Source organism: Sorangium sp. So ce836 (assembly GCF_028553905.1).
In the GTDB taxonomy this organism is placed as follows: Bacteria; Myxococcota_A; Polyangia; order Polyangiales; family Polyangiaceae; genus Sorangium; species Sorangium cellulosum_D.
Map to the genome: position 1 here is coordinate 4,686,428 of NZ_CP102233.1, position 26,476 is coordinate 4,712,903.

General features: G+C 70.5%; 20 protein-coding genes. 11 read left to right on the forward strand and 9 right to left on the reverse strand.

The features are described 5' to 3' along the window. Positions 1 to 82 precede the first annotated feature (82 nt). The 7 genes from NQZ70_RS17285 to NQZ70_RS17315 all read right to left on the reverse strand — a co-directional run bounded on the left by NQZ70_RS17285 (position 83) and on the right by NQZ70_RS17315 (position 9,854). Positions 83 to 2,461 (reverse strand): glucosyltransferase-I, encoded by a 2,379-nt coding sequence (locus NQZ70_RS17285; protein WP_237245379.1) that lies wholly within the window; start codon positions 2,459 to 2,461, stop codon positions 83 to 85. Positions 2,462 to 2,568: 107 nt separating this feature from the next. Next, a complete protein-coding gene (locus tag NQZ70_RS17290; RefSeq protein WP_237245380.1) occupies positions 2,569 to 3,471 on the reverse strand; it encodes a hypothetical protein in 903 nt (300 codons plus the stop codon). Between the two features lie 180 nt (positions 3,472 to 3,651). Continuing rightward, complete coding sequence (locus NQZ70_RS17295) at positions 3,652 to 5,361, reverse strand: hypothetical protein (RefSeq protein WP_207217875.1); 1,710 nt, start codon at positions 5,359 to 5,361, stop codon at positions 3,652 to 3,654. A gap of 2 nt (positions 5,362 to 5,363) precedes the next feature. Next, positions 5,364 to 7,358 (reverse strand): CHAT domain-containing protein, encoded by a 1,995-nt coding sequence (locus NQZ70_RS17300; protein ID WP_129575191.1) that lies wholly within the window; start codon positions 7,356 to 7,358, stop codon positions 5,364 to 5,366. Positions 7,359 to 7,789: 431 nt separating this feature from the next. After that, positions 7,790 to 8,107: a hypothetical protein gene (locus tag NQZ70_RS17305; RefSeq protein WP_129575192.1), complete on the reverse strand. Its 318-nt coding sequence runs from the start codon at positions 8,105 to 8,107 to the stop codon at positions 7,790 to 7,792. 425 nt (positions 8,108 to 8,532) lie between these two features. After that, positions 8,533 to 9,234 (reverse strand): uracil-DNA glycosylase family protein, encoded by a 702-nt coding sequence (locus tag NQZ70_RS17310; RefSeq protein ID WP_207217876.1) that lies wholly within the window; start codon positions 9,232 to 9,234, stop codon positions 8,533 to 8,535. Next, a complete protein-coding gene (locus tag NQZ70_RS17315) occupies positions 9,231 to 9,854 on the reverse strand; it encodes a rhomboid family intramembrane serine protease (RefSeq protein ID WP_129575193.1) in 624 nt (207 codons plus the stop codon). Before NQZ70_RS17315 ends, NQZ70_RS17310 begins: the two co-directional genes overlap by 4 nt. Positions 9,855 to 10,020: 166 nt before the next feature. Between NQZ70_RS17315 and NQZ70_RS17320 the strand changes: the two genes are divergently transcribed. From NQZ70_RS17320 to meaB, 4 genes are all read left to right on the forward strand, one after another. Further along, the gene (locus NQZ70_RS17320; RefSeq protein WP_165374016.1) at positions 10,021 to 11,520 is read left to right on the forward strand and encodes a M14 family metallopeptidase; all 1,500 of its coding nucleotides are present in this window, start codon (positions 10,021 to 10,023) and stop codon (positions 11,518 to 11,520) included. 106 nt (positions 11,521 to 11,626) lie between these two features. Then, the gene (locus NQZ70_RS17325; protein WP_129575194.1) at positions 11,627 to 12,079 is read left to right on the forward strand and encodes a VOC family protein; all 453 of its coding nucleotides are present in this window, start codon (positions 11,627 to 11,629) and stop codon (positions 12,077 to 12,079) included. Continuing rightward, complete coding sequence (gene scpA, locus NQZ70_RS17330) at positions 12,072 to 14,720, forward strand: methylmalonyl-CoA mutase (protein WP_129575195.1); 2,649 nt, start codon at positions 12,072 to 12,074, stop codon at positions 14,718 to 14,720. Before NQZ70_RS17325 ends, scpA begins: the two co-directional genes overlap by 8 nt. 1 nt (position 14,721) lies before the next feature. After that, a complete protein-coding gene (meaB, locus tag NQZ70_RS17335) occupies positions 14,722 to 15,726 on the forward strand; it encodes a methylmalonyl Co-A mutase-associated GTPase MeaB (protein WP_129575196.1) in 1,005 nt (334 codons plus the stop codon). 140 nt (positions 15,727 to 15,866) lie between these two features. On the opposite strand, the gene NQZ70_RS17340 is transcribed toward meaB, so the two are convergent. After that, positions 15,867 to 16,019 carry a hypothetical protein gene (locus NQZ70_RS17340; RefSeq protein ID WP_165374017.1) on the reverse strand — a complete coding sequence of 51 codons (153 nt, stop codon included), beginning with the start codon at positions 16,017 to 16,019 and terminating at the stop codon, positions 15,867 to 15,869. Positions 16,020 to 16,113: 94 nt separating this feature from the next. Here NQZ70_RS17340 and NQZ70_RS17345 point away from each other — a divergent pair, with 94 nt between their 5' ends. Continuing rightward, entirely contained in the window at positions 16,114 to 17,049 is a 936-nt protein-coding gene (locus NQZ70_RS17345) for a hypothetical protein (RefSeq protein WP_129575197.1), read from the forward strand. Positions 17,050 to 17,080: 31 nt separating this feature from the next. Here the strand turns inward: NQZ70_RS17345 and NQZ70_RS17350 are convergent, their stop codons facing one another. Further along, positions 17,081 to 17,545 (reverse strand): hypothetical protein, encoded by a 465-nt coding sequence (locus NQZ70_RS17350; protein ID WP_129575198.1) that lies wholly within the window; start codon positions 17,543 to 17,545, stop codon positions 17,081 to 17,083. Between the two features lie 444 nt (positions 17,546 to 17,989). On the opposite strand from NQZ70_RS17350, the gene NQZ70_RS17355 reads away from it, so the two are divergent. From NQZ70_RS17355 to NQZ70_RS17380, 6 genes are all read left to right on the forward strand, one after another. Beyond that, complete coding sequence (locus tag NQZ70_RS17355; protein ID WP_129575199.1) at positions 17,990 to 18,850, forward strand: hypothetical protein; 861 nt, start codon at positions 17,990 to 17,992, stop codon at positions 18,848 to 18,850. 99 nt (positions 18,851 to 18,949) lie between these two features. Further along, positions 18,950 to 20,122 carry a tRNA-uridine aminocarboxypropyltransferase gene (locus tag NQZ70_RS17360; RefSeq protein WP_129575200.1) on the forward strand — a complete coding sequence of 391 codons (1,173 nt, stop codon included), beginning with the start codon at positions 18,950 to 18,952 and terminating at the stop codon, positions 20,120 to 20,122. Positions 20,123 to 20,551: 429 nt separating this feature from the next. Next, complete coding sequence (locus NQZ70_RS17365; protein WP_129575201.1) at positions 20,552 to 21,454, forward strand: MbnP family copper-binding protein; 903 nt, start codon at positions 20,552 to 20,554, stop codon at positions 21,452 to 21,454. 85 nt (positions 21,455 to 21,539) lie between these two features. Next, positions 21,540 to 21,989, forward strand: coding sequence for a hypothetical protein (locus NQZ70_RS17370; protein ID WP_129575202.1), 450 nt, complete (start codon positions 21,540 to 21,542; stop codon positions 21,987 to 21,989). Beyond that, positions 21,986 to 23,125 (forward strand): methanobactin export MATE transporter MbnM, encoded by a 1,140-nt coding sequence (locus tag NQZ70_RS17375; RefSeq protein WP_129575203.1) that lies wholly within the window; start codon positions 21,986 to 21,988, stop codon positions 23,123 to 23,125. The genes NQZ70_RS17370 and NQZ70_RS17375 overlap by 4 nt, the downstream gene beginning before the upstream one ends. 601 nt (positions 23,126 to 23,726) lie before the next feature. Then, positions 23,727 to 26,081, forward strand: coding sequence for a pyridoxal-dependent decarboxylase (locus NQZ70_RS17380; protein ID WP_129575204.1), 2,355 nt, complete (start codon positions 23,727 to 23,729; stop codon positions 26,079 to 26,081). The last annotated feature ends 395 nt before the right edge of the window (positions 26,082 to 26,476 follow it).

Below are 26,476 nucleotides of genomic sequence, written 5' to 3' on the forward strand. Positions count from 1 at the left end.
CGCCTCAGATCGAGAACCGTGTCGCCGCAGCCTACCCATGTCTGACGCGGTCGAGACGGCGTGCCCTGGTCCATGGCTGGGGCTACCGCATTACTGTTGTTCGGGTGTATCGAAACGTTTCACTGTAGACCGTTTCGAGAATCCTGAGTTTGCCACCGATGATGTATAACGATTGGGCATCCGCCAGGATGTCTCGAAACGGGATTTCTGTCCTGGAGTTGAGCTTCAACCAGGAGGTGCCATCGTACTGCAAAAATAGACCACGATCGCCGACGGCGTAGACATTGTGGGGAGCGGAGCCCCAGATGGCTACCACTCTGTCCGATACCCCCGAGTTCATGGTCTGCCAGCTCGTACCATCGAAATGGACGATCGTGCCGGAGTTGCCGACGGCGAAGACGTCCGTGGGGCCGCTGCCCCATACACCGGCGAGCGCCTCGGACGTGCCTGAATCCATGGCCTGCCAGCTCGTGCCATCGAAATGGACGATCGTGCCGGAGTTGCCGACGGCGAAGACGTCCGTGGGGCCGCTGCCCCATACGCCGGCGAGCGCCTCGGACGTGCCTGAATCCATGGTCTGCCAGCTCGTGCCATCGAAATGGACGATCGTGCCAGCGTCGCCGACGGCGAAGACGTCCGTGGGGCCGCTGCCCCATACACTGACAAGCCATTCCAGTGTGTCCGAGGTCATGTTCTCCCAGCTTGCGCCGTCAAAATGAACAACTGTGCCAGACCGGCCGACGGCGAAGATGTCCGCGGAGCTGCTTGCCCATATGTCGTAAAGGCTCCATGCGTTCGTGCTGTAGTATTCTGTCTTGTTGCTGTTGAGGCGCAAGATCGAGCCATCCGAGCCGCTGAGGATGTAGACGTCGTCAGTTCCGGCTCCCCATACGGAAACGGGGTCTAAAGAGCCATCAATCAGATCCCGGATCCAGCTGCGGCCGTCGTGGTGCACGATCGTGCCGCCTTCGCCGACGGCGAAGATGTCCTCGGGGCCGCTTCCCCATGCGCTAAATATCGAGCTGGGAAAGGAAGAGTCCGACTCGTTCATTCCCATGCGCATTCCCTTCCAGTTGCGACCATCGTAATGCATGACTCCGCTGGCGGTAGCGACGAAGACGTCGCCGGAGCCGGTCCCCCAGACATCGAGCAACGCGACTTCTGCGCCTGAGACAACGGGCCCCCAGGCCCGCCCGTCGTGGTGGACGATGGTGCCGCCGTCTCCGACGACGAAGACATCCTCGGCGTCGCTCCCCCACACACCTTGCAGAGTCGCGGATGTGCCTGAATCCATGGGCTGCCAGCCCTGGCCGTCGTAGTGGACGATGGTGCCGGAGTCGCCGACGGCGAAGACATCCTCGGCGCCGCTCCCCCACACGCCGTGCAGAGTCATGGATGTGCCTGAATCCATGGGCTGCCAGCCCTGGCCGTCGTAGTGGACGATGGTGCCGGAGTCGCCGACGGCGAAGACATCCCTCGGTCCGCTTCCCCACACGCCGCGTAGAGCCATGGCCGTGCCTGAGCCCATGGGCAGCCAGCCCTGGCCGTCGTGGTGGACGATGGTGCCGGAGTTGCCGACGGCGAAGGCATCCCTCGGCCCGCTCCCCCACACGCCGTGCAGAGTCATGGATGTGCCTGAGCCCATGGGCAGCCAGCCCTGGCCGTCGTAGTGGACGATGGTGCCGGAGTCGCCGACGGCGAAGACATCCCTCGGTCCGCTTCCCCACACGGCATGCAATGGCATGGCTGTCCCGGATGCGTGCGCGCGCCAGTTCCAGTCCCCGCAAGGATCCATCGTGACGGCGTCGCACGACAGGGCGCATCCGGGACGACCGAAATCATATTGGAAAGGCACACAGGACGTCGCGATCGGGAGGTTCGTATCACAGTCCTCTTCTGGAGCCACTTCTCGGTCGCCGCAGTGCAGCTTGCAATCCTCGCGGCAGTAGCCGCCGAACTTGGAGTTTTGCCGTCCTGCGCACGTCGTCGCGGTCGGCAGGACGTCGCCTGCGCCGCAGTCGCAGGTCTCCTGCATGGCCTCATCGATGATGCCGTTGCCGCAGCGCTCGTCAGACCCGCAATCGGCGCTGCATCCGTCGCCGTCCTTCTTGTTGCCGTCGTCGCACAGCTCGCCGTTGAGCTTGTCGATGACGCCATTGCCGCAGCGCTCGTCGGACGTGCAGTCTGCGCTGCACCCGTCGCCGTCCTCGTCGTTGCCGTCGTCGCACATCTCCCCGAGGGCCTCGTCGACGCGGCCATTGCCGCAGCTCAGGCATCGGGGCGGATCTCCGGTCGGGTCGCACCTGTAGCCGTTCGGGCAGTATCCCTCGCCGCAGGGGGTCCCCCGCTGCAGGCAAGCTCCGGCGGCGACGGCCAGGGTGGCCACGAACAGCATCGCCGCGACATGGCGAGACACGCCGCCCGCCGGCTGGCGCCCGGCGCCGGCCCCCCTCGCATGCACGGATGACCTTGGCCTCATCATCTCCTCACCCTTGCTTCCGCCCCGATACCCGAGCCTCGGCTCGCCATCGGAACGATCCCCGCGTCGCGTAGGTCGGTTCGTCCGTATCAGAACGAGATGCGCGTCGACAGGCCCCCTGTGCCGGCCGCCACGACGGGCGTGAGCTCGACCCTCATGTTGCCTCGATCCTCGGTCCGGTACGTTCGCGGCCTGTTCACGTAAACCAGGACCCCGCCCGCGATCAGGGCCGTTCCCCCCGCGATGAACGAGCCTATCGCGATCCGATTCTCCAGGACGCTCTGGTCGTACGCGCTGCCGTCGTCGGCCGAGCACATCGTCCCGCAGTCGCGCTGAAGCCGCTGCGCCGTCTCGTCGTGGTGCGTGTTCGCCTGCCAAGTGAGCCCGGCGCCGAGGAGCCCCAGGGCCGCGCCCGCGCCCACCACCGACCACGGCGCCCACCACGCTTGCCACCGGCGCTCGGTGATCGTGGCGTCGATGCTCAGGCGGATGGTCCCCGAGGCCCGCTTGCCTGCGAGCACGACGACGGGCTGCACGATGAGGTAATACCCCGCCTTCCTGGCTGTCACGATGTGCTCGCCGGGGATGACCAGCCGCCGTGCGGCGCCAGGGCCGATGAACCACGGCTTGCCGTTGAGGAGCACCGCGGCACCCGGCTCGTCACAGCGGATCTCGATAACGGCGAGCTCCTGGTTCATGAGCTCTCTCATGGCGGCGCGGGCTTCGGCCTCGATGTGCGGAGCGAGCGCGCCTCCGCCCCACTGCAGCGCCTTCTGCAGGTTCTCGTAAGCCGACAGCGGCAGCCCGGTGCGCATGAGCACGCTGCCGAGGTAGAACCGCAGCTCCGGCTGCTCCCAGTGGCTCAGCGCCTCCTCGTATTTCTCCCTCGCCTCCGCGAGCAACAAGCTCCGGTGCAGCTCCCGCCCCTCCTGGAACAGCTGCTCTGCCTTCTGCTTGCGCTCCTCCGAGACGCCTTGGTGCCACGGACGCACCGGCGACTGCGGCTGCGATTCTGGATGCGCCTGTGATTCCGGCTGATGCTGTTGCGGCTGCTGCTGAGCGTACGCCGGGGCCGCGCGGCCGACCAGCGCCGCGCCTATCAGCAGCTCCAGCCCGAGCCGTGCGTGCCCGATTCGTCTCGTGGTCGATGTCATCTTCTTCGCTCCCCCGGGTCAGTTCAACCCGCCCTGAATCTTCCCGGCCGCGCGCTCGATCAGCCGCTCCAGCTTCTCCTTGCTGCGGCGCTCCTGTTCCGCAGCGCGGTTGGCCTTCTGCTCCTCCTCGCGCGCCTTCAGCTCGGCCTGGCGCGCCAGGGCCTCGGCGGCGCGGGCCAGCTGCTCGGCCTCCCGCGCTTCGTCCCGCGCTCGCTGCGCCTCCTCGGCCGCCACGCGGGCCCTCGCGGCCTCGGCCTCGGCCCTGCTTCTCTCTGCCTCCGCGCGCGTCGTCTCTGCCTCGGCGCGCCTCGTCTCTTCCTCGGCGCGCTGCTTTTGCTCCTCCACTTCCCTCAGGGCCGCGCGCGCCTCGGCCTGCCGCTTTTGGGCGAGCTGTGTCTGCTCCTCGGCGGCACGGTAGGCCGTCTCCGCCTTGTGCTTCTGCTGCCAGGCCCAGAGCCCCAGCGCCCCGGCGCCCGCGGCGAGCACCACCGACACGGCCGCGATCACGACCAGCCTGCGCCGCTTCGCGCGCTCCTTGGTGAGCCTCGCCTCGGATTCATCGCGTTGGCGTCGTAGCTCACGCTGCTGCTCCTCCTCGCGCTCGCGCTGCTGCCGATGCTCGAACACCCTACGCGCCAGCCAGTCGTGGCCGATCTCGAAGTAACGGCTGCCCTGGTGCTCCTCGGCGTGAAGGATGGCCGCGCCCTCCAGGGCCGTCAGGATCGGCGAGAGATCCGTCTCCGGGATGAGCCGCAAGAGCTCGGTCTCCGTGCGCAGGGTCCGGCTGCCGTCCGCGGTGACGAGGTGGTCCTCCAGGAGGCGCTGCGCCGAGCCCCTCAGCGGGCCCAGCGCGTCCAGCGTCGTCTCGAGGTAGCCCCGCAAGATGGGCTCGGCCTCCGCCTCGCCTCCGGGCGCGCCGTCTCCGCCGGACGCGCCGTCGCCGCGGGCGCGCAGCCGGAACAGCGCGCGACACACGATCTGCGCATACGCCGACTGCGCCTCGGCCTGGTCGGTGGCCGCCTGGCCGGGTACGCGCACCTGGAGCATCAGGGCGGTCATCTGCTCGAGGTCCCATGTCTGCGGCGGCTCGCCCGCAGCAGCCGCATGGCACACGGCCGCGGAGAGCTCGGCGACGGTGAGCGGACCCACGCGGAAGCCGTTATCGAGGAGCCTGCGGTGATCGCGCAGGCGATCGCGAAACCGCCCAAGGTAGTCTTCGCGCAGCGAGAGCACGACGCGAAGATTGCGGAGCGGGAGCTCGACCAGGCGGTTCAGGGTGTCGAAGAACGCCTCGGATGCGTCGGCGCTTCGGCTTGCATGGAGGAGCTGCTCGATCTGATCGAGGTAGAGGAGCATGATCCGCGACGACCGGCGCGTCGCCCGCCTCGCCGCCGCCAGCAAGGCGTCCTCCGCGGACAGGCCCTCCCGTGGCCCGCCCAGGCTGAGATCCGCGTAGACCGCATGGGCGAGCCAGCGCGCCGGCTCCTGGTCCTCGGGCCAGCCGTCGACCCGCGCGACGGAGATGTCCTGAGCGTCGACGAGCGCCGGGATGACCGCCGCCTGCATCAGCGACGACTTCCCCGCGCCCGAGGGGCCATACACGGTGACGCACCGGTTGGCGAGGACGCTGCCCTGTAGATGATAGGCCATGTCCGCGCGCCCGTAGAACCGCTCCCGGTCCGAGGCGCGGTACGGCTGCGGTCCGGGAAATGGGTTCGTGATGAGCACGCTCACCGCGCCTCGCCCATGCCGAAGTCGGCGAGCAGCGGCGCCAGCTGCGTCGGATCCTCGGTGATCGCCGTGATGCGGGCCGCGCCGGGCAGCCCGCCGCCGCCGTCCCAGATCTCCACCTCGGCGGGCTCGGCGTCGGGCGTCAGGAGGGCCAGGCTGTCCTTGGGCGCGGGGCTCTGGTCGTAGAGCCAGCGCAGGAGCATCCTGTGGCGCCAGTCGAGGATGGATAAGCCCAGGAAGAGCCCGGGCTGGATCCTAGGCCGCGCGAGGAGCTCGGCCATCCACGAGGGCGGCCTCAGCCCCTCGGCGCCGAGCAGGCCGTGGATGTGATCGTCGTCGGTGAGGATCGGCGGCGAGAAGATGGGCCGCGCTTCGGCGGAATAGCCGCCGTACAGGCGGAGCACGATGATCTCGTTCTCGAGATCGAAGCGCCTGGGCAGGAGCGGCTCCATCTTCCACGAGGTCGTGCCTGCGGCGCGTTTGACGACGCGCGGCTTTCCGCTCGATCCGGCGATCGAAGGCTGGATCGCGTACACAGTGCGCTGCGGGTGCGCCGCCGCGATCGCGCGCTCGAGGTGCGGCTTCCAGAGGAGCGTGACATGGACCCCGGGCTGGACGAAGCGCGCGAGCGCCTCGATCAGCGGCGGGATCTCGCCGTGAGGCGTCTGCGTGAGCGACTGCTGAAACAGGGAGTGCAGCACCTCCTGACCGAACCGGAGCACGCAGCGCTGGGTGAGCGTGCTCAGCGACAGGCCGTCGATGCGCGCGTCGCCGTTCTCCTTCATGAAGCTCGTGAGCTCCTGGCGGAGGACGGCTCGATCCTCGTCGACGTCGCCGATCACCGTCGTGAAGGCCCCCTCGAGCAGCCCCTGGAGCGCAGGGGCGAGCCGCTTCGACCCCCGCTTCGCGCCCGGCTTCGAGACGCGCCGACCCGCGAAGTTGAAGATCACCGAGTCCGACCCGCGCAGGTACAGCACCGGCGAGAACGCCTCCGCGCTCGTCGCGAGGAGCGTCCTCCTCGCCGCCGCCACGGCCGCGCCGATGTCGCCCGACGTCCGGTCCGCGCCGGTCAGCGCGCGGTAGATCTCGGTCGAGCAGACGCGCGCCACGTCGGCCTTCACCGGCCAGAGGTGCGCCACCACCGCGTCCGCGCCCGCCTTCCCCAGCACCTCCGCGGCGCTGCCGAACGCGCCAGCCTTGGCGCCCTCGCACGCCTCGAGCACCACGAGGCGCAGCTCTTCATAAAAGCTCGCGCTGAGCTCCCGCCCGAGCGCCTCGGCGGTGACCCAGACCTCCTCTCCCTCCTCGTCGTCGGCCACGCGCAGGACGGGCTTGCCCGAGACGTCCACGCCGCCGTGGCCGAGGAAGTGGACGATATGCGGTGTCTTGCCCCGCCGGAGCCGATCGAACAGGACGCGCGGGCTCACGTCCGGGCCGGCGATGGGATCCAGCCATTCGATCTCGCCCGAGTCGATGGACTCGCCGAGCGCCACCCTCAGCGCGGCGAGGGCTTGCTCATGGGCGCCGGGCGCGATGGCGAGCACGCGGACGGCGCCGCGGACCTCGCGCGGCTCCCAGGGCTCCGCGGAGTCGACGCCGCGGGCGAGCAGCAGCCGGGGGTCGGCCCCCCAGAAGCCCTCGGACGTGCCCGGGCGGCAGAGCGCTTCCCAGGGGATGACCTGGAGCGCGCGATCGCGGGCGAACAGCCGCACGAGCAGCCGCCTCTCCTTCGCGGCCTCGCCGAGGCGGACGAGGACGTCCCGCAGGTCGCCGTCGATGAGCTCTCCGTGGAGCCGCTGCGCGTCGCCGAGGGCGGCAGGGTCGAGCGGCTTACCGCCCCGGACCGCGCGTCCGACCTTGCTGGCGAACGCCTGGAGCGCATCGAGGCCTTCCTCGGGAAGCAGCTCGCGCGCCGGAGCGCGCTCGCCGCGGCTGCTGCGCGCGCTGACGCGCAGGCCTTGATCGCCGGTATCCAGCTCGACTTCCAACCACATGGCGATGGTGCCCCCCACACCAGCTCACCGCGCATTTCGCCAGAGTGCTTTCGAGGCGAACGCTCACGACGTCGCGATCCTGAGATCGCGGAGGAGCGCTGCGCCTCCCGGGTGCGGCGGCGCCGAGCTCCGGGGGGACCAGGACGGCGGTGTGCCCTGCCGCTGTCCTCGCATGCATTCCCTGATCGTCACGGTTTGTAGGTCAGGAGACCGCAGGGGTCTCGCCGCTGTCAAGCCGCCCGGTCGCGCCATGGACCGGGGCGCGTTTCCAGGGCACCGCCCGCGGAAAACCGCGCAGATCCAGAGGAGGGAAATAGACCTACGGTGGGGAGGCTGGTGGGATTGGAGCGCTCACCTGGCGGTTGGCGTCCCCTGGAGCGCTCACCCGGCTCTCGGCGCCCTCTCTGCGGGCGCCCGCGTCGGCGCGGCCGTCACTGCGCGACCGCGCTCTCGCGGCGATTCGCCACACGCGCCAGCGCCTTGGCCCCGGCCTTCGCGCCGGCGGGGCGCGCCGCCGCCTCCGGCGAGCCCGGCTCCGCATCCGCGTCGGCGCCCTTCTCCTCCGTATCCGCCGTGTCGGCGCCAGCCTCGGTCGCGTCGTGCGGCGGCAGCACCGCCTTCGCGGTCGACACGAGCAGCACGCTGGTCAGCGCCACGACGCTCGCCGATCCGGCGACGAACACCGCGATATGCATCATGGTGCGCTGGAGGAGGCTGCCTTCATTCAACTTCCGGAGGATCTTCAACATGGTGCTACCTGCCTCGTTCGCGAGCGCCCGCCCGCCGCCAGCGCCTTTGCTGCATGTAAATGCGAGCGTCGTGCCAGCAGCCCTCCGCCGGATCCACCGCATGGATCACAGGGCTTCTGGTGTCGCTCTGCCAAAGTGGACACGTCGGCGACCTGTACAATGGCGCATCCTGCCAAAATGACAATCCGTTTCACGGTGCGCCGCGACCGCGGTGTGCTTGGCGGTCGTGACGCGTCGTGAGGCACTGAATACGGCGCACGCCCGGCGGAGTTGCCGCGCGTTCCGTGCTGTCGGCGCGTATCCTGATCTGTCGGCCTGGCCGTCCTCGACAGGATGTCCACGCTTCGTCGGGAGACGCCTCCCGGCGCGGTTTCCGCGCGTCTTCCGCGCGTCTTCCGCGCGTCTCCCGGGCGCCTTCCGCGCGACTACGGCGGCCCCTCGGGCGCCGCGGCAGCGGGCGCGGCGCCGGCGAACGCGCGCGCGGCCTCGGGGTGCTCCGCGATGAGGCGGAGCGCGCGGCCGAGGAGCGAGATCCCCGGCTCGGTCTTGTGCCAGGTCGACGCGCCGCTCGGGTGCGGCAGGCAGATGACGTCGACCTCGACGCCGTGAAAGCGCGCCCGCCGCGCCTCGCCGATCACGCCCGCGAGCGGCCCTCGGTGGCCGAGCACCTGCTCCACCGCCAGGCCGCCCACCGGCAGGATCAGCCTCGGCTCCAGGATCCCCACCTCGCGCGCAAGGTGCGTCCGGCAGCGCAGGATCTCCTCGGGATCGGGCCTCCGGTCGCCGCCGCCCTTCGCCTTGCCGGGGAAGCAGCGCGCGACGGCCGACATGTAGACGCGCCGCCGGAGCTCGTCCTCGCGCACGCCGAGCGCCGCCTCGAACCAGCGGAACAGGGTGCGGCCCGCCGTCCACGCGAACGGGCGGCCCAGGCTGCCCTCGCGCGGGCCGGGCGCCTGGCCGATGAGCAGGATCCGGCTCGGGACGGGCGGACCGTGGACGACCGGGCCGATCATCTTCGGGCAGGCGCGGCACGCCTCGAGCTCGCGGTGCAGCGCGGCGAGCCGCTCCTCGGCGGCGGGCTGCTCCTCCGCGCTCAGGACGGGAAGACGGAGCGCGGGGCGCCTCATCGCCTCGACATCGAGCGCCCGCCGGCGCCAGCGGCCTGCGCGCGCAGGCGGCCGCCGACGAGGCGCGCGGCGAGGACGCCGCCGAGGAAGCCGAAGAGATGGCCCTCCCAGGAGATGCCCACCTGCGTCGGGAGCACGCCCCAGATCATCCCGCCGTAGACGAAGCCGACCACCAGCGAGAGCGCGATCGCGAGGAGGCTCCGCTCGAACCAGCCGCGGAGGAGCAGGAAGCCGAAATACCCGAAGATGACGCCGCTCGCGCCGATGTGCACCGAGCTGCTCGACCCGATGAGCCAGACCCCGAGGCCGCCCACGAGCGCCGAGAGGAGCGTCACGAGGACGAGGTCGCTCTTCCTGCGGAGCAGGATCAGCCAGCCGAGCGCGACGAGCGGGACCGTGTTCGCGGCGAGGTGCGCGAACCCGCCGTGCAGCCACGGCGCGAGCGCGATGCCGACGAGGCCCGGGATCGTCCGAGGACGGATTCCCAAGGTATCGAGCGATCCGCGGAACACCGTGAAATCGAGGATCTCGATCGCCCAGAGGAGCGCGACGACGCCTCCGAGCAGCGCCGCATGCAGCTTGAGCTCACGGGTGATCGCCCTGGTTTCGCTGGTGCTCATCCTGTCCTCGCCGGGCCCGCCGAGCGGCGGCCCACGCTTCGAGCCTAGCTCGTGAAACAGCCACGCGCGCGCTCTCTTCCCGACTCTTCCCGCCTCTTCCCGCGAGGCGCGCCCCCGGCGCCGATAGCTGTCCCGCCCGGCGAGCGGCGCGGTAGAGATCGGGCTCATGCTGCTCACCCGCGCCGAAGCCACCGGATTCCGCGAGACCTCCCTCCACGCCGACGTAATGCGGTTCGTCCGCGCGCTGGAAGCCCGCGACGACCCGCGCCTCGCCGTGACGACCTTCGGGACCAGCCCGGGCGGACGGGAGCTGCCGCTGCTCGTGCTGTCGAAGGACGGCGTGCGCTCCCCGGCCGAGGCGCGCCGCGCCGGGCGCCCGGTGGTGCTGATGCTCGACGGGATCCATCCGGGCGAGGTGGAGGGCAAGGAGGCCAGCCTCGCGCTCGTCCGCGACCTGCTCGACGGCCGGCACCCCGACTGGCTCGACACGCTCGTGCTCCTCGTCGCGCCGCTGTTCAACCCGGACGGCAACGACGCGCTCGACCCGCAGAACCGCCGTCTCGACCTGAAGAAGCTCACCGGCCAGCCCGGCCCGGTCGTCGGCACCCGGACGCAGAGCCAGGGCATCAACCTGAACCGCGACTACCTCCGCCAGGCCGCGCCCGAGATGCGCCTGCTCCAGGAGCGCGTGTGCATCCCGTGGGCGCCCGATCTCACCATCGACAACCACGCGACCAACGGCTCGGTGCACCGGTTCCACATGACGGTCGACGTGCCGCACACCGTCGAGTCGGGCCGCGCCGAGCCGATCGCGATGGTGCGCGACCGCCTGGTCCCCGAGGTGACGGCCGCGGTGCGCAAGCGCGGCTTCGAGAGCGGCTGGTACGGCAACTTCGTCGAGGACGAGCGCGCGCTCGACGCGGGCGGCGACGCGGATCCGGCGGCGTCCGTCGGGCTCGGCTGGATGACCTACCCGCACCACCCGCGGTTCGGCTCGAACTACCGCGGGCTGACGGGCCGGCTCGACCTGCTGCTCGAGTGCTACAGCTACCTCTCGTTCGAGGAGCGGGTCCAGACCGCGTCGGCGTGGCAGATCGAGACGCTCTCCTGGGCCGCCGCGCACGCGGACGCGATCCGCGAGGTCGTGGCCTCGAGCGCCCGGCCGCCGGATCGCGTCGCGGTCCGCTACCGCCTCGAGCCGACCGCGACCCCCATCGACGTCCTCACGCGCAGCCCGCGGGCGTTCGAGGGCGCGCCCGTCACCGTGCGGATCCCGCACCTCGCGCGGTTCGTCGGGACGACCGTGGTGGATCGGCCGCGGGCCTACCTCGTGCCGCCGGCGATCGCCGAGGCCCTGCGCCGGCACGGGCTCCGCGTCGCGCCGGCCGAGGGCGTGCACGACGTCGAGGTCGCCCGGGTGGCGTCGCTCGGCGCCGAGCACGGCCGCGCGATCCTCGAGGCGGCCCAGGTCGGCGAGGTGGCCGTCGCGTGGCGCGCGGAGGCGCGGCGCGCCCCGGAGGGGTGGTCCCGGGTCGAGACCGAGCAGCCGCTCGGCGCGATCGCCGTGTACCTGTGCGAGCCCGAGAGCGACGACGGGGCGGCCGAGAACGGCCTGATCGCGGCGCCCGCCGTCGGGGACGAGCACCCGGCGTGGCGGGTCCGGTGAGCCCGGAGGCTTGGCATTTCTCTGGCATTCTGCTTTTCACGGGTGACGATCGCTCCACATCCTCATCCTCGCCGCTCGATGCCGCTCGCTGACCTGAGGAGGGCGCATGAAGGACCAGATTCCCGGCTTTCTGTTCATCGACCACATCGCCATGGCCGTACCCGCCGGGCAGCTCGACGCGCAGGTGAAGGCCTACGAGCTGCTCGGCTTCCGCGAGGTGCACCGCGAGGAGGTCCGGGGCACGGATCAGGTCCGCGAGGTGATGCTCCGCGTCGGCGACAGCGACAATCACATCCAGCTCCTCGAGCCGCTCTCCGCCGAGTCGCCCGTCCAGAAGCTCATCGACAAGAACGGCGGCCGCGGCGGCTTCGCCCACGTCGCCTACCGGGTCGCCGACGTCCAGGCGGCCTTCGACGAGCTGAAGGCGCGGGGTTTCCGCATCATCGACGCGGCGCCCCGGCCCGGCTCCCGGGGCACCACGATCTTCTTCATGCACCCGAAGTCGCGCGAGGACGCGCCGTTCGGCCACCTCATCGAGGTCGTGGAGGCCCATGGATGACAGGCTCTTCTCCGAGTTCGCGCCGGCCGCGCTGGAGACGTGGAGACAGGCGCTCGCGCGGGACCTCAAGGGCAAGACCGCGGACGATCTCTCCTGGGCGAGCGCCGAGGGGCTCCTCGTGCCGCCGATCTTCGCGCCGGACAGCCCCCCGCTCCCCGCCGCGGCGGGCGGGCCGCTCGTCGACTCGCTCGTCGCCGAGCTCCGGGGCGGCGCGTCGGAGCTGCGCTTCACGCTCGGCTGCGGCTATTTCTTCGAGATCGCCCGCCTGCGCGCCGCGCGCCTCCTCGCCGAGCGCGTGCGGCCTGGCGCCACCATCACCGCCGTCATCCCGTCGGCCGCCGTGCCCGGCGACGAGCCGCACAAGAACCTGCTCCGCGGCATCGTGGCGATGATGGCGGCCGTGGCCGGCGGCGCGGACGACGTCGTGATCACGCCGCCCGAGCGCCTGCTCGGCAACGCCCGGGTCATCCTCCGCGAGGAGGCCCGCTTCGAGGCCGGGGGCAGCCCGGCCGCGGGCTGCTGGTACGTCGAGCAGCTCACCCGGAGCCTCGCCCTGGCGGCGCTGCGCCAGATCGACGGCGCCGCGGAGCTCCCCGCGCCGGCCGCGGCCCCGGAGGACACGGCGCCGCTCGAGCACGTCGGCTTCACCGCCGGGATTCCGCCGTTCCTGCGCGGGCCGTATACGAGCATGTACGTGGTCCGCCCGTGGACCCTCCGCCAGTACGCCGGGTATTCCACGGCCGAGGAGTCGAACGCGTTTTATCGGCGCAACCTGGCCGCCGGGCAGACCGGGCTCTCGGTCGCCTTCGACCTCGCGACCCACCGCGGCTACGACTCGGACCACCCGCGCGTGGTCGGCGACGTGGGGAAGGCCGGCGTGGCCATCGACACCGTGGAGGACATGAAGATCCTCTTCGACCAGATACCGCTCGACAAGATGAGCGTGTCGATGACCATGAACGGCGCCGTGCTCCCCGTCATGGCGTTTTACATCGTCGCCGCCGAGGAGCAGGGCGTGCGGCCAGAGCTCCTCTCCGGGACCATCCAGAACGACATCCTCAAGGAGTTCATGGTCCGGAACACGTATATCTACCCGCCGGCGCCGTCGATGCGGATCGTCGCCGACATCTTCCGGTTCGCCGCCGAGGAGATGCCGAAGTTCAACTCGATCAGCATCAGCGGCTATCACATGCAGGAGGCGGGGGCGACCGCCGAGCTGGAGCTCGCGTACACGCTCGCCGACGGCCTCGAGTACCTGCGCACCGGCATCGCGTCGGGCATGGATATCGACGATTTCGCCGGTCGATTCTCGTTCTTCTTCGGGATCGGCATGGACCATTTCACCGAGATCGCCAAGCTGCGGGCGGCGCGGCTCCTCTGGGCGAAGATCGTGAAGGGCTTCCAGCCGAAGAGCCCGAAGTCGATGGCGCTCAGGACGCACTGCCAGACCTCGGGCTGGAGCCTCACCGAGCAGGACCCGTTCAACAACATCACGCGGACGGCCATCGAGGCGCTCGCGGCCGTGCTCGGCGGCACCCAGTCGCTGCACACGAACGCCCTGGACGAGGCGCTGGCGCTCCCCTCGGACTTCTCGGCCAAGGTCGCGCGCGACACCCAGCTCTTCTTGCAGAAGGAGACCGACGTCTGCCGCGTCATCGACCCGTGGGGCGGCTCCCACCACGTCGAGCGCCTCACGGACCGGCTGGCGCGGCGCGCGTGGCAGTTCATCCAGGAGGTGGAGTCGCTGGGCGGCATGGTCAAGGCGATCGAGAACGGCCTGCCCAAGATGCGGATCGAGGAGGCGGCGGCCCGCAAGCAGGCGCGCATCGACGCGGGGCGCGACATCATCGTCGGCGTCAACGCGTACCGGCTGGAGCGGGAGGCGCCGCTCGAGCTGCGCGAGGTCGACAACACCGCGGTGCGCGAGCGCCAGGTCGCGCGGCTCGGCGCCGTGAAGGCGGCCCGCGCGGAGGCCGCGGTGGGCGAGGCGCTGGCCGCGCTCACGCGCGCTGCCGCGACGGGGGAGGGGAACCTGCTCGCGCTGGCGGTGGACGCCGCGCGCCGCCGCGCGACGCTCGGCGAGATCTCCGAGGCGCTGGAGCGCGTCTTCGGCCGCTACGAGGCGCCGGTGCGCGCCGTCAGCGGCGTGTACGGCGCGGAGATCCGCGACGCGGGCGCCGGCCGCGAGGTGGAGGCGCTGGTCCGCGAGTTCGCCGCGCTCGAGGGCCGCCGCCCGCGCATCCTGGTCGCCAAGATGGGCCAGGACGGGCACGACCGGGGCATGAAGGTGATCGCGACCGCCTTCGCGGATCTCGGGTTCGACGTCGACATCGGCCCGCTCTTCCAGACGCCGGACGAGGTGGCCCGTCACGCCGTCGAGAACGACGTCCACGTGGTCGGCGTCTCGTCGCTCGCGGGCGGCCACAAGACGCTGGTGCCCCAGCTGCTCGACGCGCTCGGGGCGGCCGGCCGCGGGGACATCCTCGTCGTGGCCGGCGGGGTGATCCCGCCGCAGGACTACCGCTATCTCGAGGAGCGCGGCGTCGCCGGCGTCTTCGGGCCGGGGACGGTCATCCCCGACGCCGCGGCGCGGATCGTGCGCACGCTCATCGACAGGCTGTCCGCGCAGGAGGCTCGCTAGGTTGAAGCCGGATCCGAGGCAGCTCGTCGACGGCCTCGTCGCGGGCGACCGCGCGGCGCTCGCGCGCGCCATCACGCTGGCCGAGAGCGCGCTCCCCCGCCATCAGGAGCTCGCCGAGGAGGTCCTGGAGCTGTGTTTGTCGCACGCATCGCCGCGTGAGGGCGGCGCCGTGCGCCTCGGCGTCAGCGGCGTGCCCGGCGTCGGCAAGAGCACGTTCGTCGACGCGCTCGGCGTGCACCTCGTGCGCGAGCGGGAGGAGACGGTCGCCGTGCTCGCGGTCGACCCGACGAGCCCCGTTCACGGCGGGAGCATCCTCGGCGACAAGACCCGGATGCCGCGGCTGGCGAGCGATCCGCGGGCGTTCATCCGCCCGTCGCCGTCGGGCGGCTCGCTCGGCGGCGTGGCGCGGGCGACGCGCCTGGCGATCGTGCTCTGCGAGGCAGCCGGCTACCGCAACATCCTGGTGGAGACCGTCGGTGTCGGGCAGTCCGAGGTCGCGGTCGCCGACATGACGGATTGCTTTCTGCTGCTCATGCTCCCCGGGGCCGGGGACGAGCTTCAGGGCATGAAGCGGGGCATCATGGAGCTCGTCGACCTCGTGATCATCAACAAGGCCGACGGCGGGAGCGAGGGCCGGGCCGCGCGCGCGCGGAGCGAGTACGAGGCCGCGCTGCACCTGTTCCCGCCGCCGCCCCACGGCTGGGCGCCCGTGGTGGGCGTCTGCTCGGCCCAGGAGAACCGCGGCGTCCGCGAGGCGTGGGAGCTCGTGCTGCGCCACCGCGCGCACATGCAGGAGAGCGGCTGGCTGCATCGCCGCCGGGCCGCGCAGGCGCGCCGCTGGCTGGTGGAGCTCATCGAGGGGCACCTGCGCGAGGCGTTTCTGCGGAGCGCCGCCGTGCGCGAGCGGATGCCGGGGCTGGAGGGCCTGGTGGAGGCCGGGGCGCTGAGCCCGCTGCGGGCCGCGCGGCAGCTGCTGGAGGCCTGGGAGGCGGGCGGGAAGGGGTGACGGGGGGGGGCGAGCCGGAGAGGCTCGCCTCGCCGGGGGGCGCGGCAGCGCGATCGCGCTCGGACCAGCGCCGGAGGCGGCCGAGAGGCTCCCGGGAGGATTCAAATTCAACCTGGAGGTCTCGCTGCAGCGCGGCGCCATCAGCGCATCTTGTAGAGCACCGATCCCACGGCCACGAACCACGCGGTGAACAGCGCATGACAGGAGAGCGCGAGGACGGGCCCGATGGTCCTCGCGGCGGACGCCCCCCCGCGGCCGGAGGCGCGCGCTCCCGCGAGAAAAATCCCCTCCACCGGCCGGCCTCGACCCGAGGGACGACCGGGCGCACCTCCTGGTCCATGGTCCCGCCGGAGGGCCCCGGGCCGGAGAACTCGCTAAGATACCGGCATGCGTCCGCTTGCCTTGTCCCTCGCCGCCCTCGCTCTCCTGCTCCCGGCCGCCGCGCCGGCGCTCGCCGAGGAGACCGTCAAGGAAGAGGATTGGGCGAAGTCCCATGGCTTCCGCCTCGGCGTGGAGGCGGACGTGCTCGTCAGCACCATCGAGGCGAACCTCCCGCGCCGGGAGGCGGCGAGCGGCGGCGGGACGAGCGCCGGCGGGGAGGCGAGCTCCTTCGCGGCGTCCTTCGCGGCGGTCGCCCAGATCCCGCTCTTCGCGGGGCTCCACCTCGACGCCGAGCTGCCGTTTGCGTACGGGAGCAGCCAGGCGAGGCCGCCCGACTCGGCCGTCGGCGACGCGGCGACCGTCGCGCCGGAGCTCGAGGGGTTCTTCTTCGGCAACCCGTCGATAGGGCTCCACTACGTCGCGAGCGTCTTCCCCACGCTGATGGTCATCGGCGGGCTCTCGGCCTCCATCCCGATCACGCAGGACCCGTCCGACGACACGGCGGCGGCCGCAGCGGCGGCGCTGGCGGTGCGCGGGTACTTCGACGCGCAGCGGACGCTCCTGGAGCACGTCCCGCTGCGCGCCCGCGGCGGCGTCGAGCTGCGCCCGATCGAGGCGTTCTACGTGCGGAGCGATCTCGTGGCGATGTTCGCCATCCCCACCGACGACGGGGAGACGGAGGTCTTCATCGAGCACGCCAGCGAGGCGGAGCTGCGCAGCCTGGGCGGGTTCGGGGTCGGCGCGCGGCTCCAGGCCGCGTTCCCGCTCACGCGGACCGACAAGGTGGCGCTCGCGGCCGAGCCCTTCGTCGGGGTGGAGCCGCCCACGTCGGGCCTGTACTTCCGGGCCGGGCTGCTCGTGGCGCTGGACGAGCCGCTCGGGTTCGGCCTGGAGCAGGGCAAGCTCGCGACGGTCCGCGTCGCGCTGGGGGGCAAGTTCTGAGAGCGCCGTGCCTGTCCGTCATGCCCACCCTTCACGGCCGGCAACAGATGCCACCCTCGCCGCAGAGTGAACCCTCGCACGCCGTGAGCCAGCCAATCAGGCTCGAACCCTCCTCGCAGCCTGCGACGTAGCTGGAGCCGTCGCCACGATCCAGCAACCTCTGTCCGCCAGCCTCGTCGCACGCCGCGAACGTCATCGACGGCGGGGTTTCACAGCAAATGCCACCGTTGGCATCGCCCTCCGCCTCGAGCCTCCCTTTCAGCGCACGGCTGCCTGGACATCCATCGTCTCGTGACAGATCCACCCCCGGGTCGCCGAGCTGCACCGGGCTCCCCACGATACCAACCGGGTTGCCCCCGAGCGCCGCACATTCCTGCAGCGTCAGCGGTTGAGCGGCCTGCAATTCATCCGAAGCCTGCTCGGAGGCGCAGCTCGCGGTGGAGAGGATCGCAAAGCACAACGACGCGACGACGATTGATGAGCGCTTCTGTGTCATGACAGGCATCGGGCATGTCTTGTGCCAAGCGCGTGGAGCGTCTGGATGGGCTGCCGCCACAGTGGAGCAGGAACGCTGCGTGCCATCTTGTGCCAGGGGCATCCCTTCTGTGTCTGAGTCCACGCCGGCGCTCCGTGGGCCGGAGGGCGCGTTGCGGGGCGTGATGCGCGACCCCACCATGAAGGATCTACTCTATGGCGCTGGGCAGCATTTGGGCGTTGCGGCGCAGAGCCGCCTCGTGGGACTTTCCGTGGGGACGTCACGAAAGGCGACGAGCTGGATACACCTGGTCCGGCGGCTGCGGTCTATGAACGGCACTTCCGGCCCCAGTAGCGCCAAAGTGCTGCCTGACCGTTCGCTGCACCCGAAGTGCTACAGCGGGCTTCGCCCGCGTGCGCGCTCGGGTGAGCTCGAGCGTTCGGCCGCAGGAGGCGGTTGCGGAAGATGGGATCAGACGCCGTAGCCTACATCTTCGATGACGCGGCATATCGGGAGCGCGTCGTCCCTGCGCTCCGGCGCTTCGTCCAGACGGGGGAGGCCGACGGATGGCTCGACGATTTGCTCCGCCGGCTCGCTGGCGGTGTTTGGGACTTTGACTTCCCCCGCATCCGGGGGCTCGGCTTCTCCTTCGACGCTGTCTGCGACTACCTCGGCGCTGATTTCTCGTTCGCCGGGTCGGGGGCCGAGCGATGGTCGTACAGCTGGGAGCCACGGGCTTGCCCGTCTGCCACCTGTCCCGCGAGGGAGCTCTGCCCGCTCCACCGATCGCGGCAGCCGCCGGCGGCGGTGGACTTCAACTTCCTTCTGGAGGCGTGCGTCGTCGACCAGTGCCTCGGACCGGGGCAGTTCCTGGGGCGGACGGTGAGCCCGCCGTGGTACTCCGATACCCTGGCCGCCGCGGGCTTCAGCCCCGAACACCCGGTGTTCGATGGCCTCCGAAAGCTGGAGCACCGAGGCTTCGTGGTCGGCTACCAGTTCGCCAACTCGGACGGCATCCACGGCTGGTTGACCGCGGGAGAGACGGAAGCGTTCCACGCGCACCTCCGGGGGCTAGACCTGCCCCGGTTCGAGCCGTCGTTCGCGGCGATGGAGGGCTTCCGGCGGGACGGGGCGTACGAGGCTCCCCCGCAGTACTCCTTCGAGCAGCTGAGCCTCGCGTTCCTCCGCACCGTCGCCGGGATGGCGGCCGCTGCCGGGCGCGGGCTGTTGTGGGGGAACGACGTTTCGACGTACTGGAAGGACGAGCAGGCGGCCGAACCCTCGGCTGCAGCTGATCCGGCCCGCAAAGCCGGGCCGGGCAGCTGAGGCGAGTCGTCACGATCTCGTTCTCTTCTCGGCGCCCTTGGCGCTCTTGGCGGTTCATTTGTCGGTCGGTCGACCCGGCCGGTGCTCTAGGGTGCCCCCATGCGCGACGTCTGCTGGCGCTGCCGGCGCCCCCGTCCGGTCTGCTACTGCTCGCTCCTGCCCTCCTTGCCGACGAGGACCCGGGTCGTGCTCCTCCAGCACCCGCGCGAGCGGCGCGTGGGCATCGGCACGGCGCGCATGACCCACCTCTCGCTGCCCAACTCCGAGCTGCACGAAGGCGTCGTCTTCGAAGACGACCCCAGGATCGCCGCCCTCGCCGCGGATCCGACGACGGCCGTGCTCTATCCCGGGGGCGACGCGCGCCCGGCGGACGGGGCCCCTGTGCGCTCGCTCATCGTCGTCGACGGCACGTGGTGGCAGTCGAGGAAGATGCTCGCGCTGAACCCCCGTCTGGCCGCGGTGCGCCGCATCGGCGTCACGCCCCGGGCGCCGGGCAACTACCGCATCCGCAGGGAGCCGCGGCCCGAGTGCCTCGCCACGGTCGAGGCCGTGGCCAGCGCGCTCGGCGCGCTCGAGGGCGAGCCCGCGCGCTTCGACGCGATGCTGCGGGCCTTCGCGTTCATGGTCGACCGGCAGATCGAGCACCAGGCGCGGAGCACGGCCCCGCGGAAGCGGCGCGCCCAGGCGCCCCCGCCGCTCGCGCCGCTGCGCCCCTACGTCGCGGATCCGGCGAGGGTGGTGCTCGTCGACGGCGGCGCCAACGCCGGTTGGCCGGCCGCCGACGGCGCGGTCGAGCCCAGGTCGGAGCTCGTGCACCTCGTGGCCTCCCGCGCCTCGGGCGAGCGCTTCGAGGCGTTCCTCCGCCCGCGGCGCCCGCTGGGCACGAGCGTCGCGCACCAGCTCGAGGTGCCCGAGGCCCGCCTGCGCGACGGCGAGGACGCGGGCGCCGCCCTGGCCCGGTTCCGCGCCTTCGTCGGCGACGGCGTGCTGGGCACCTGGGGCGTCTTCACGGTGGACCTGCTCGCGCAGGAGGGCCTCCTGCGCCCGCCCTTCGTCGACCTGCGCGACCTCTGCATGCGGCACCTGCGGCGGCGCCCCGGCGGCATCGCCAGCGGGGCGCGGGCGCTCCAGGCCGGGGAGCCGGCGCCGCGGGGCGCCGGCCGGTGCGGGCGCACGGTGGGGTGGCTCGAGGTCGTCCTCGCGCGCCTCCTGGAGCTCGCGGGGGACGACGCGGCTTCAGCCGGCCAGAAGCGCCCTGCGGGAGGCGATTGACGGTATCCGTGGCCAGACGTCTGGACGAGCGCCGGTCATCAGATGACAGCCCCGAGCTCCCCTACGTATGGAGCGGCGGCTCGTATCCGTCGTGGCGGTGGCCCCGGCGCATGGTCCGCCCGCCGCGGTCCCCGCCGACGAGACAAGGCGACGTGTCCACCGAGAGACACCTCGAGGAAGCGACGCCTCAGAGCGCTTGAGAGGCTCCGGGCCGCTTGGAGAAAGCTGCATCGCGGATCTGTGAATGCAACCCTGATAGCCATCCGTCTGAGCTGCCTCAGGTGCGTCTACGCTGGCTTTTGATAGGCGCTCTTGGGCACGTTTCGCACGGATGCGCCGGCTCCCCTCGGAGGACGGCCGCGAGGTGCGACAAATTGATGCACCCCAGGCGCGCCGACTTTCGAGTAGGCTGCTATCCGTTCTGGCGCGGTGGTGACGACGCTGCCGCCTCGTAGCTTGAAAGGTTGCCCGATGGTTGGTTCGATGGCTCGTGTCACGTTCCTGAGCGTGGCCTGTCTCGCGGCGCTGAGCGGGTGCGGCGAGGGCGACGAGGACGTCGCCTCGAAGACGTTCGCGCTGAGCTTCGCCGCCAAGGTCGGCGACAAGCCGTTTTCCTGCACGACCACATTCGACGGAGTCGGCACGACCCGATCGGCGGTGAAGCCGCTCGATTTCCGTATGTACGTCTATGACGTCCGGCTTGTGCGCGACGACGGGTCCGAGGAGCCACTCTCGCTCGAGCAGGACGGCAGTTGGCAGCGCGACAAGGTCGCGTTCCTCGACTTCGAGGACGGCACGGGCACATGTGAGACCGGCAGCCCGGAGACGAGGACCGAGATCGTGGGCGCCGCCCCGGCCGGCGATTACGCCGGTGTCAGGTTCAACCTGGGGTTGCCCCCGGAGATGAACCACCTGGACGCGGCGACAGCCCCGGCGCCCCTGAACATTCCCGGTATGTGGTGGTCTTGGAAGGGCGGCTACAAGTTCGTCCGCCTCGACCTCATCTCGACGATGAACCCCACGTACTTCTTTCACCTCGGAGGCACGAAATGCGAGGGTACCGTCAGCGAAGGCTTTTCGTGCGCCGCCGACAACGTCGCCGACGTACGTCTTGACGGCGTCGACCCGGGATCGAGCACCATCGTCTTCGATATCGCCAGTTTCTATGCCGAGTCCGACCTCGACCACCAGGTCGACGGCATGACGGATCGCACCTCCGGCTGCATGTCATTCGAGGGCGATCCCGAGTGCCCGCCCGTCTTCAAGGCGCTCGGGATGGGCTTCGGCGGCGCGAGCCCATCCGCTCCGCAAACCGCGTTCCGGGTGGAGTGAGATGTACCTTCATAGGCCAGCGACCAATCTCATCGCGCCGCTCTTGATCTGTGCGCTTACCGGCTGCGGCGCCTCCGACGAGGACATGGACGAGCCGAGCGACGCGGAGGTCCTTCCGGGTGACCCTCGCTTCGAGCGCGAACCGGCGCTCGACGTGGACAACATCAGCGCTGCTGCGGAGAAGCGCAGCCACAACATGGGGCAGAACTGCATGGGCTGCCACCAGCCCCATGGGCCTGGCAAGGGGCTCTTCACCGCTGCCGGGACGGTGTACGCGCAGTCGGGCACGCCGGTCTCAGGCGGAACGGTCGAGCTCCGCACAGCCGCAAGAGGCGAAGGAGACCTCGTGCTCTCGGTCGCCATCGACGGGAACGGGAACTTCTTCACGACCGAGCCGCTGCCCTTCCCGGACCAGGCGCTGTTCTTCTTCCTGCGGGCACCGGCCGGAGGGGGAACCAACAACATGCCTTTTCCAAGCATCTCCGGAGCTTGTAACCTGTGTCACAACGAACAACGTCGCATTCTGCTGGAGTGACCCGCGCAAGCACGTCGGCGGTGCTCCTCGCGCTCGCGGTGGCGTCGTGTGGCGGCGAGACGGAGGCGATCCCGCCTGCCGACGGCTATGAGCTCGCCCTGCCCGTCGGCTTCCCGAAGCCGTGGGTGCCGCCCGGCAATCCGATGACCGAGGCGAAGGTCGCCCTCGGGCGCGCCCTGTTCTTCGACAAACGCCTCTCGGGCAACGGGACCATGGCATGCGCCTCGTGTCATGAGCCCGACAGGGGGCTTGCCGACGGCAAGGCGACCCCGACCGGCTCGACGGGGGACGCGATTCCGCGCAACGCGATGGGGCTGGCCAACGTCGCCTATTTCCCGCTGCTCACGTGGGGCAACCCCACGCTGTCGTCGCTCGAGGAGCAGGCGCTCGTCCCGATGTTCGGCGAGAGCCCGGTCGAGCTCGGGATTACCGGTGCCGAGGACGTCGTTCTCGGCCGGCTCCGGGGCGATGATGCCTACAAGGCCGCGTTCGCCGCCGCGTTCCCCGGCGAGGGCGAGCCGATAACGCTCGACACGGTCGTGAAGGCGATCGCGACGTTCGAGAGGACGCTCATCTCCGGGCGCTCTGCGTACGATCGTTCTACGTACGGCGGAGAGGCTGACGCAATGTCCGAGGCCGCGTTGCGCGGCATGGACCTCTTCTTCTCCGAGCGGCTCGAGTGCTATCACTGCCACAGCGGGATCAACTTCACGACCGCCTTCCGGAGCGCCGAAACGAAGCAGGCGGAGATGGATTTTCACAACACCGGCCTCTACAACCTCGGCCCGGACGGCGACTATCCGCCCGGCGGAGAGGGGCTGTTCGAGTTCACCGGCGACCCGGCGGACAAGGGGAAATTCCGCGTTCCTTCGCTGCGCAACGTGGAGCTGACGGCGCCCTATATGCACGACGGGAGCGTGGCCACCCTGGAGGAGGTCGTCGACCACTACGCCGCAGGAGGCAGGATCATCGACGAGGGGCCGTTCGCAGGCGTGGGCAGCAAGAACCCGAACAAGAGCTCGCTCATCAGGGGTTTCACCATCACGCCAGAGGAGAAGGCGGATGTCGTGGCCTTCATGAAAAGCTTGACCGATCCGGAGTTCGCGGCCGTGGTGGACGGCGCGCAGGCGCCGTAGCCCGTCGAGCGCGGGGCCGTCCCAGGCCGGGGAGCCGGCGCCGCGCGGCGCTGGCCGGTGCGGGCGCACGGTGGGGTGGCTCGAGGTCGTGCTCGCGCGCCTGCTCGACCTCGCGGGGGAGGACACGGCGCCAGGCAGCTCGCACGGCTGCGAGAAGCTGCCCCGGATCCGCCGAAGAACCGCCATGGCGCCGAGGCCGCCAAGAGGAGAGGGAAGGACCATCCCGGCATCTCCCCCTCCTATCTAGATACGCACGCTGGAGCGTTGTGCGTGTCAGTAGGGGCAGAGAGGGTGCCGTGTGTCCGAACGCCCGAGCGGCGACGACACATCACTCTAGCAGCGGTGGGGATCGACTCGAAACCGCCGACGGACACCGCCCGAATGAGCGCTCGCGTCGCTGGCCTGCCCGAGGTAGGCCGATGTCGCCCGTGCCGCGGTTCACGCCGCGTCCTCACCGGCGCCGGGCGGATCGCGCCGGCTTGACCGTGGCCAAGGTGACCTTGTACCGTCTGGCCACCCTCGTTGCGAGATTCCCTCGAGACAGCGAGCAAAGAGGAGCGAAAGCACCATGAGCGGGCGGGCGTCGAACGACAAATCCAGGATGAAACAAACCTTCCAATTCGGCGACGGCCCGTTCCTCAAAGGGGCCGGGACCAGGGCGCCGGAGGCGTGGTTTCTGGGCCCGAAGGCCGAGAACGCCGACGAGTTCGAGAGGCTCATCGTCGAGGCCATCCGGGATCACTCGTTCTGGCGACGGAACTTCCACCCTCAGGATCCCACGCACATCACCGAGCAGTCCAAGCGACACCCGGCCTACCTCCACGCGATGGACTCGCTGAAGGACAACTTCCGGTCGCTCATGTCGTTCCTCAAGAAATCGGTGCCCTTCTTCAGCGATCGGTATCAGGGGCACATGAACTGGGACACCTCGATCCCCAGCGTGCTCGGCTACTTCGCCGCGATGCTCTACAACCCCAACAACGTCGCGTTCGAAGGGTCCACGGCGACCACGATCCTGGAGATGATCGTGGGCGACGATCTCTGCCGGATGCTCGGCTACGCGCTGCCGGACGAGGACGCCGGCGACAAGGCCGTTCGACCGTGGGGGCACATCACCTGCGGCGGCACGGTCGCGAACATCGAGGCGATCTGGTCCGCCAGGAACTTGAAGTTCTACCCGCTGTCGCTCCGGGACGCGCTGAAGTCCGAGCCGAGCCTCTCGGCGGCGCGTGAGCTCGTCGTGACCACGTGCGACGGCAGGCGCGCGCTGTTCGGCGCGCTCGACGCCTGGTCGCTCCTGAACCTCAAGGTGGACGAGATCCTCGCGCTGCCCGCGCGCCTCACGCAGGAGTACGGCATCTCGAGCGACACGATCACGGCCGCGATGGCGGACCACTCCCTCCAGCACCTCGGCATCCAGGAGCTCTACCGGCGATGTGGGGCGGACCTGCCGTGCTCGCCCGTGTTCCTCGTCCCCGCCACGAAGCATTACTCATTCCCCAAGGCGGCGGCGGTGCTCGGCATCGGCTCGGCGAACGTGCTCGACATCCCCGTGGACTGCGACGCGCGGATGAGCCTCTCCGCGCTGGAGGCGACGCTGAAGCGCTGCCTCGACGAGCGGCGGCCGGTCTACACCGTGGTGAGCGTCGTCGGGAGCACGGAGGAGAGCGCGGTCGATCCGCTGAAGGGGATCCTCGAGCTGCGCCAACGATTCCAGAAGGAGGGGCTCTCGTTCGCGGTCCACGCAGACGCCGCTTGGGGCGGCTATTTCGCCTCGATCCTCCGCCCCGACGAGGGGCCGCGCGCGAAGGACGCGCCCTCGGGGCCCGCGGCCGAGATCGGGATGAGCAGGTACGTGACGGCGCAGCTCTCGGCGCTCGGCCGGGCGGATTCGATCACGGTGGACCCGCACAAGTCGGGCTATGTCCCTTACCCGGCCGGGGCGCTCTGCTACCGGAACTCGGCGATGCGCGACATGGTGACGTTCAAGGCCCCGTACATCGTCCACGGGGACGCGGAGCCAACCGTGGGCATCTACGGGCTCGAAGGGTCGAAGCCAGGCGCCGCGGTGGCGGCGGTCTACCTGAGCCACAAGGTCATCCGGCCGACCCGGAGCGGGTACGGGCAGCTCCACCGGAAGGCCCTGTTCAACTGCAAGAGGTTCTACGCGCGGCTCCTCTGCCTGGCTCGCCCGGAAGACCGGTTCATCCTCGTCCCGGTCCCGCGGCTCCCGGCGGAGATCGGGGGCGGCGACGCGGAGAGCGAGCTGCAGTTCATCCGCGAGCGGATCGACCGGCCGAGCCTCGAGGAGCTCCTGGCCGACCCCGAGGCGATGGCGCTGCTGCCGGAGCTCGGCCCCGACCAGAACATCCTCACCTACGCCGTCAACTTCAAGCACCCCGACGGTTCGATCAACACGAGCCTCGACATGATGAACCGCTTGAACAAGGCGATCTATGATCTCCTGAGCATCGCCCCCGGGGACGACATCTATCACTACCGGATGATCGTGAGCACGACCGACTTCAGCGAGGAGCATTACGGCAAGGTCTTCATCGAGGACTACAAGCGGCGCCTCGGGGTCTCGGCGTCGCCGGGCTCGACGGTGACGGTGCTGAGATCCACGATGATGGCGCCCTGGCTCCTGGAGTCTCCCGACGGGAGCATCCTGGACGTGCTGGAGTTCGAGCTCCGCGACGCCATCTTCAAGGCGATGATGCGCGACTCGATGCTCCAGGTCTTCGAGGAGATCGACACGAATCGGGATGGCACCCTGGACGTCGCCGAGATCATGGCGAAGTTCCGCGAGAAGGGCTTTCAAGACGGCGATATCGACGAGTTTTTGCAGGTCTGCGACGTCGACAGGAACGGCAGCGTGTCGGTGAGCGAGTTCCTCGGGGCGTTCTCGCACTTCCTGGTGAAGGCGAAGCTCTCCGGGAGAGAGGCGAAGGCGTAGCCAGGTGAAGGGGACGCTCGCCGCCTGGATGGAGGAGGCCGAGCCGGGGGCTCGCGGCGCCGCCGTGCCGCTCCGCCAGCGTCGCGCCGAGCGCCGTGAACGCTGTTGCGGCGCAGGGCGCGGCGTGAGATGCTCCGGCCGTGGCATTCTTCCGGCTGCGCTGAGCTCGGCATCCTCGTCCTCCCCGTAACCCCGGCGCGGCCGGGTCGACGTGGCGAGCGCGCGGGTGCCCGTCCGTGCCCTGTCTTCCCCCGCAACGCGGAAGACCGGGGCGCGGAGCCTCACGCCCGGCAGCCTGGAAGGAGCATGCCACGCACGCCTGGCCGGTCGTGAGCTCGCGCCGCGAGTCTTCCCCATCCACGCGCGTCGCCCGCAGCGGCGACGCGCGACGAGGC

Excerpts from the sequence above, each read along its gene's own strand:
- NQZ70_RS17300 (WP_129575191.1), bottom strand. The coding sequence starts at position 7,358 with ATGTGGTTGGAAGTCGAGCTGGATACCGGCGATCAAGGCCTGCGCGTC.
- NQZ70_RS17305 (WP_129575192.1), bottom strand. The coding sequence starts at position 8,107 with ATGTTGAAGATCCTCCGGAAGTTGAATGAAGGCAGCCTCCTCCAGCGC.
- NQZ70_RS17310 (WP_207217876.1), bottom strand. The coding sequence starts at position 9,234 with ATGAGGCGCCCCGCGCTCCGTCTTCCCGTCCTGAGCGCGGAGGAGCAG.
- NQZ70_RS17315 (WP_129575193.1), bottom strand. The coding sequence starts at position 9,854 with ATGAGCACCAGCGAAACCAGGGCGATCACCCGTGAGCTCAAGCTGCAT.
- NQZ70_RS17320 (WP_165374016.1), top strand. The coding sequence starts at position 10,021 with ATGCTGCTCACCCGCGCCGAAGCCACCGGATTCCGCGAGACCTCCCTC.
- NQZ70_RS17325 (WP_129575194.1), top strand. The coding sequence starts at position 11,627 with ATGAAGGACCAGATTCCCGGCTTTCTGTTCATCGACCACATCGCCATG.
- scpA (WP_129575195.1), top strand. The coding sequence starts at position 12,072 with ATGGATGACAGGCTCTTCTCCGAGTTCGCGCCGGCCGCGCTGGAGACG.
- NQZ70_RS17345 (WP_129575197.1), top strand. The coding sequence starts at position 16,114 with ATGCGTCCGCTTGCCTTGTCCCTCGCCGCCCTCGCTCTCCTGCTCCCG.
- NQZ70_RS17350 (WP_129575198.1), bottom strand. The coding sequence starts at position 17,545 with ATGACACAGAAGCGCTCATCAATCGTCGTCGCGTCGTTGTGCTTTGCG.
- NQZ70_RS17355 (WP_129575199.1), top strand. The coding sequence starts at position 17,990 with ATGGGATCAGACGCCGTAGCCTACATCTTCGATGACGCGGCATATCGG.
- NQZ70_RS17360 (WP_129575200.1), top strand. The coding sequence starts at position 18,950 with ATGCGCGACGTCTGCTGGCGCTGCCGGCGCCCCCGTCCGGTCTGCTAC.
- NQZ70_RS17370 (WP_129575202.1), top strand. The coding sequence starts at position 21,540 with ATGGACGAGCCGAGCGACGCGGAGGTCCTTCCGGGTGACCCTCGCTTC.
- NQZ70_RS17380 (WP_129575204.1), top strand. The coding sequence starts at position 23,727 with ATGAAACAAACCTTCCAATTCGGCGACGGCCCGTTCCTCAAAGGGGCC.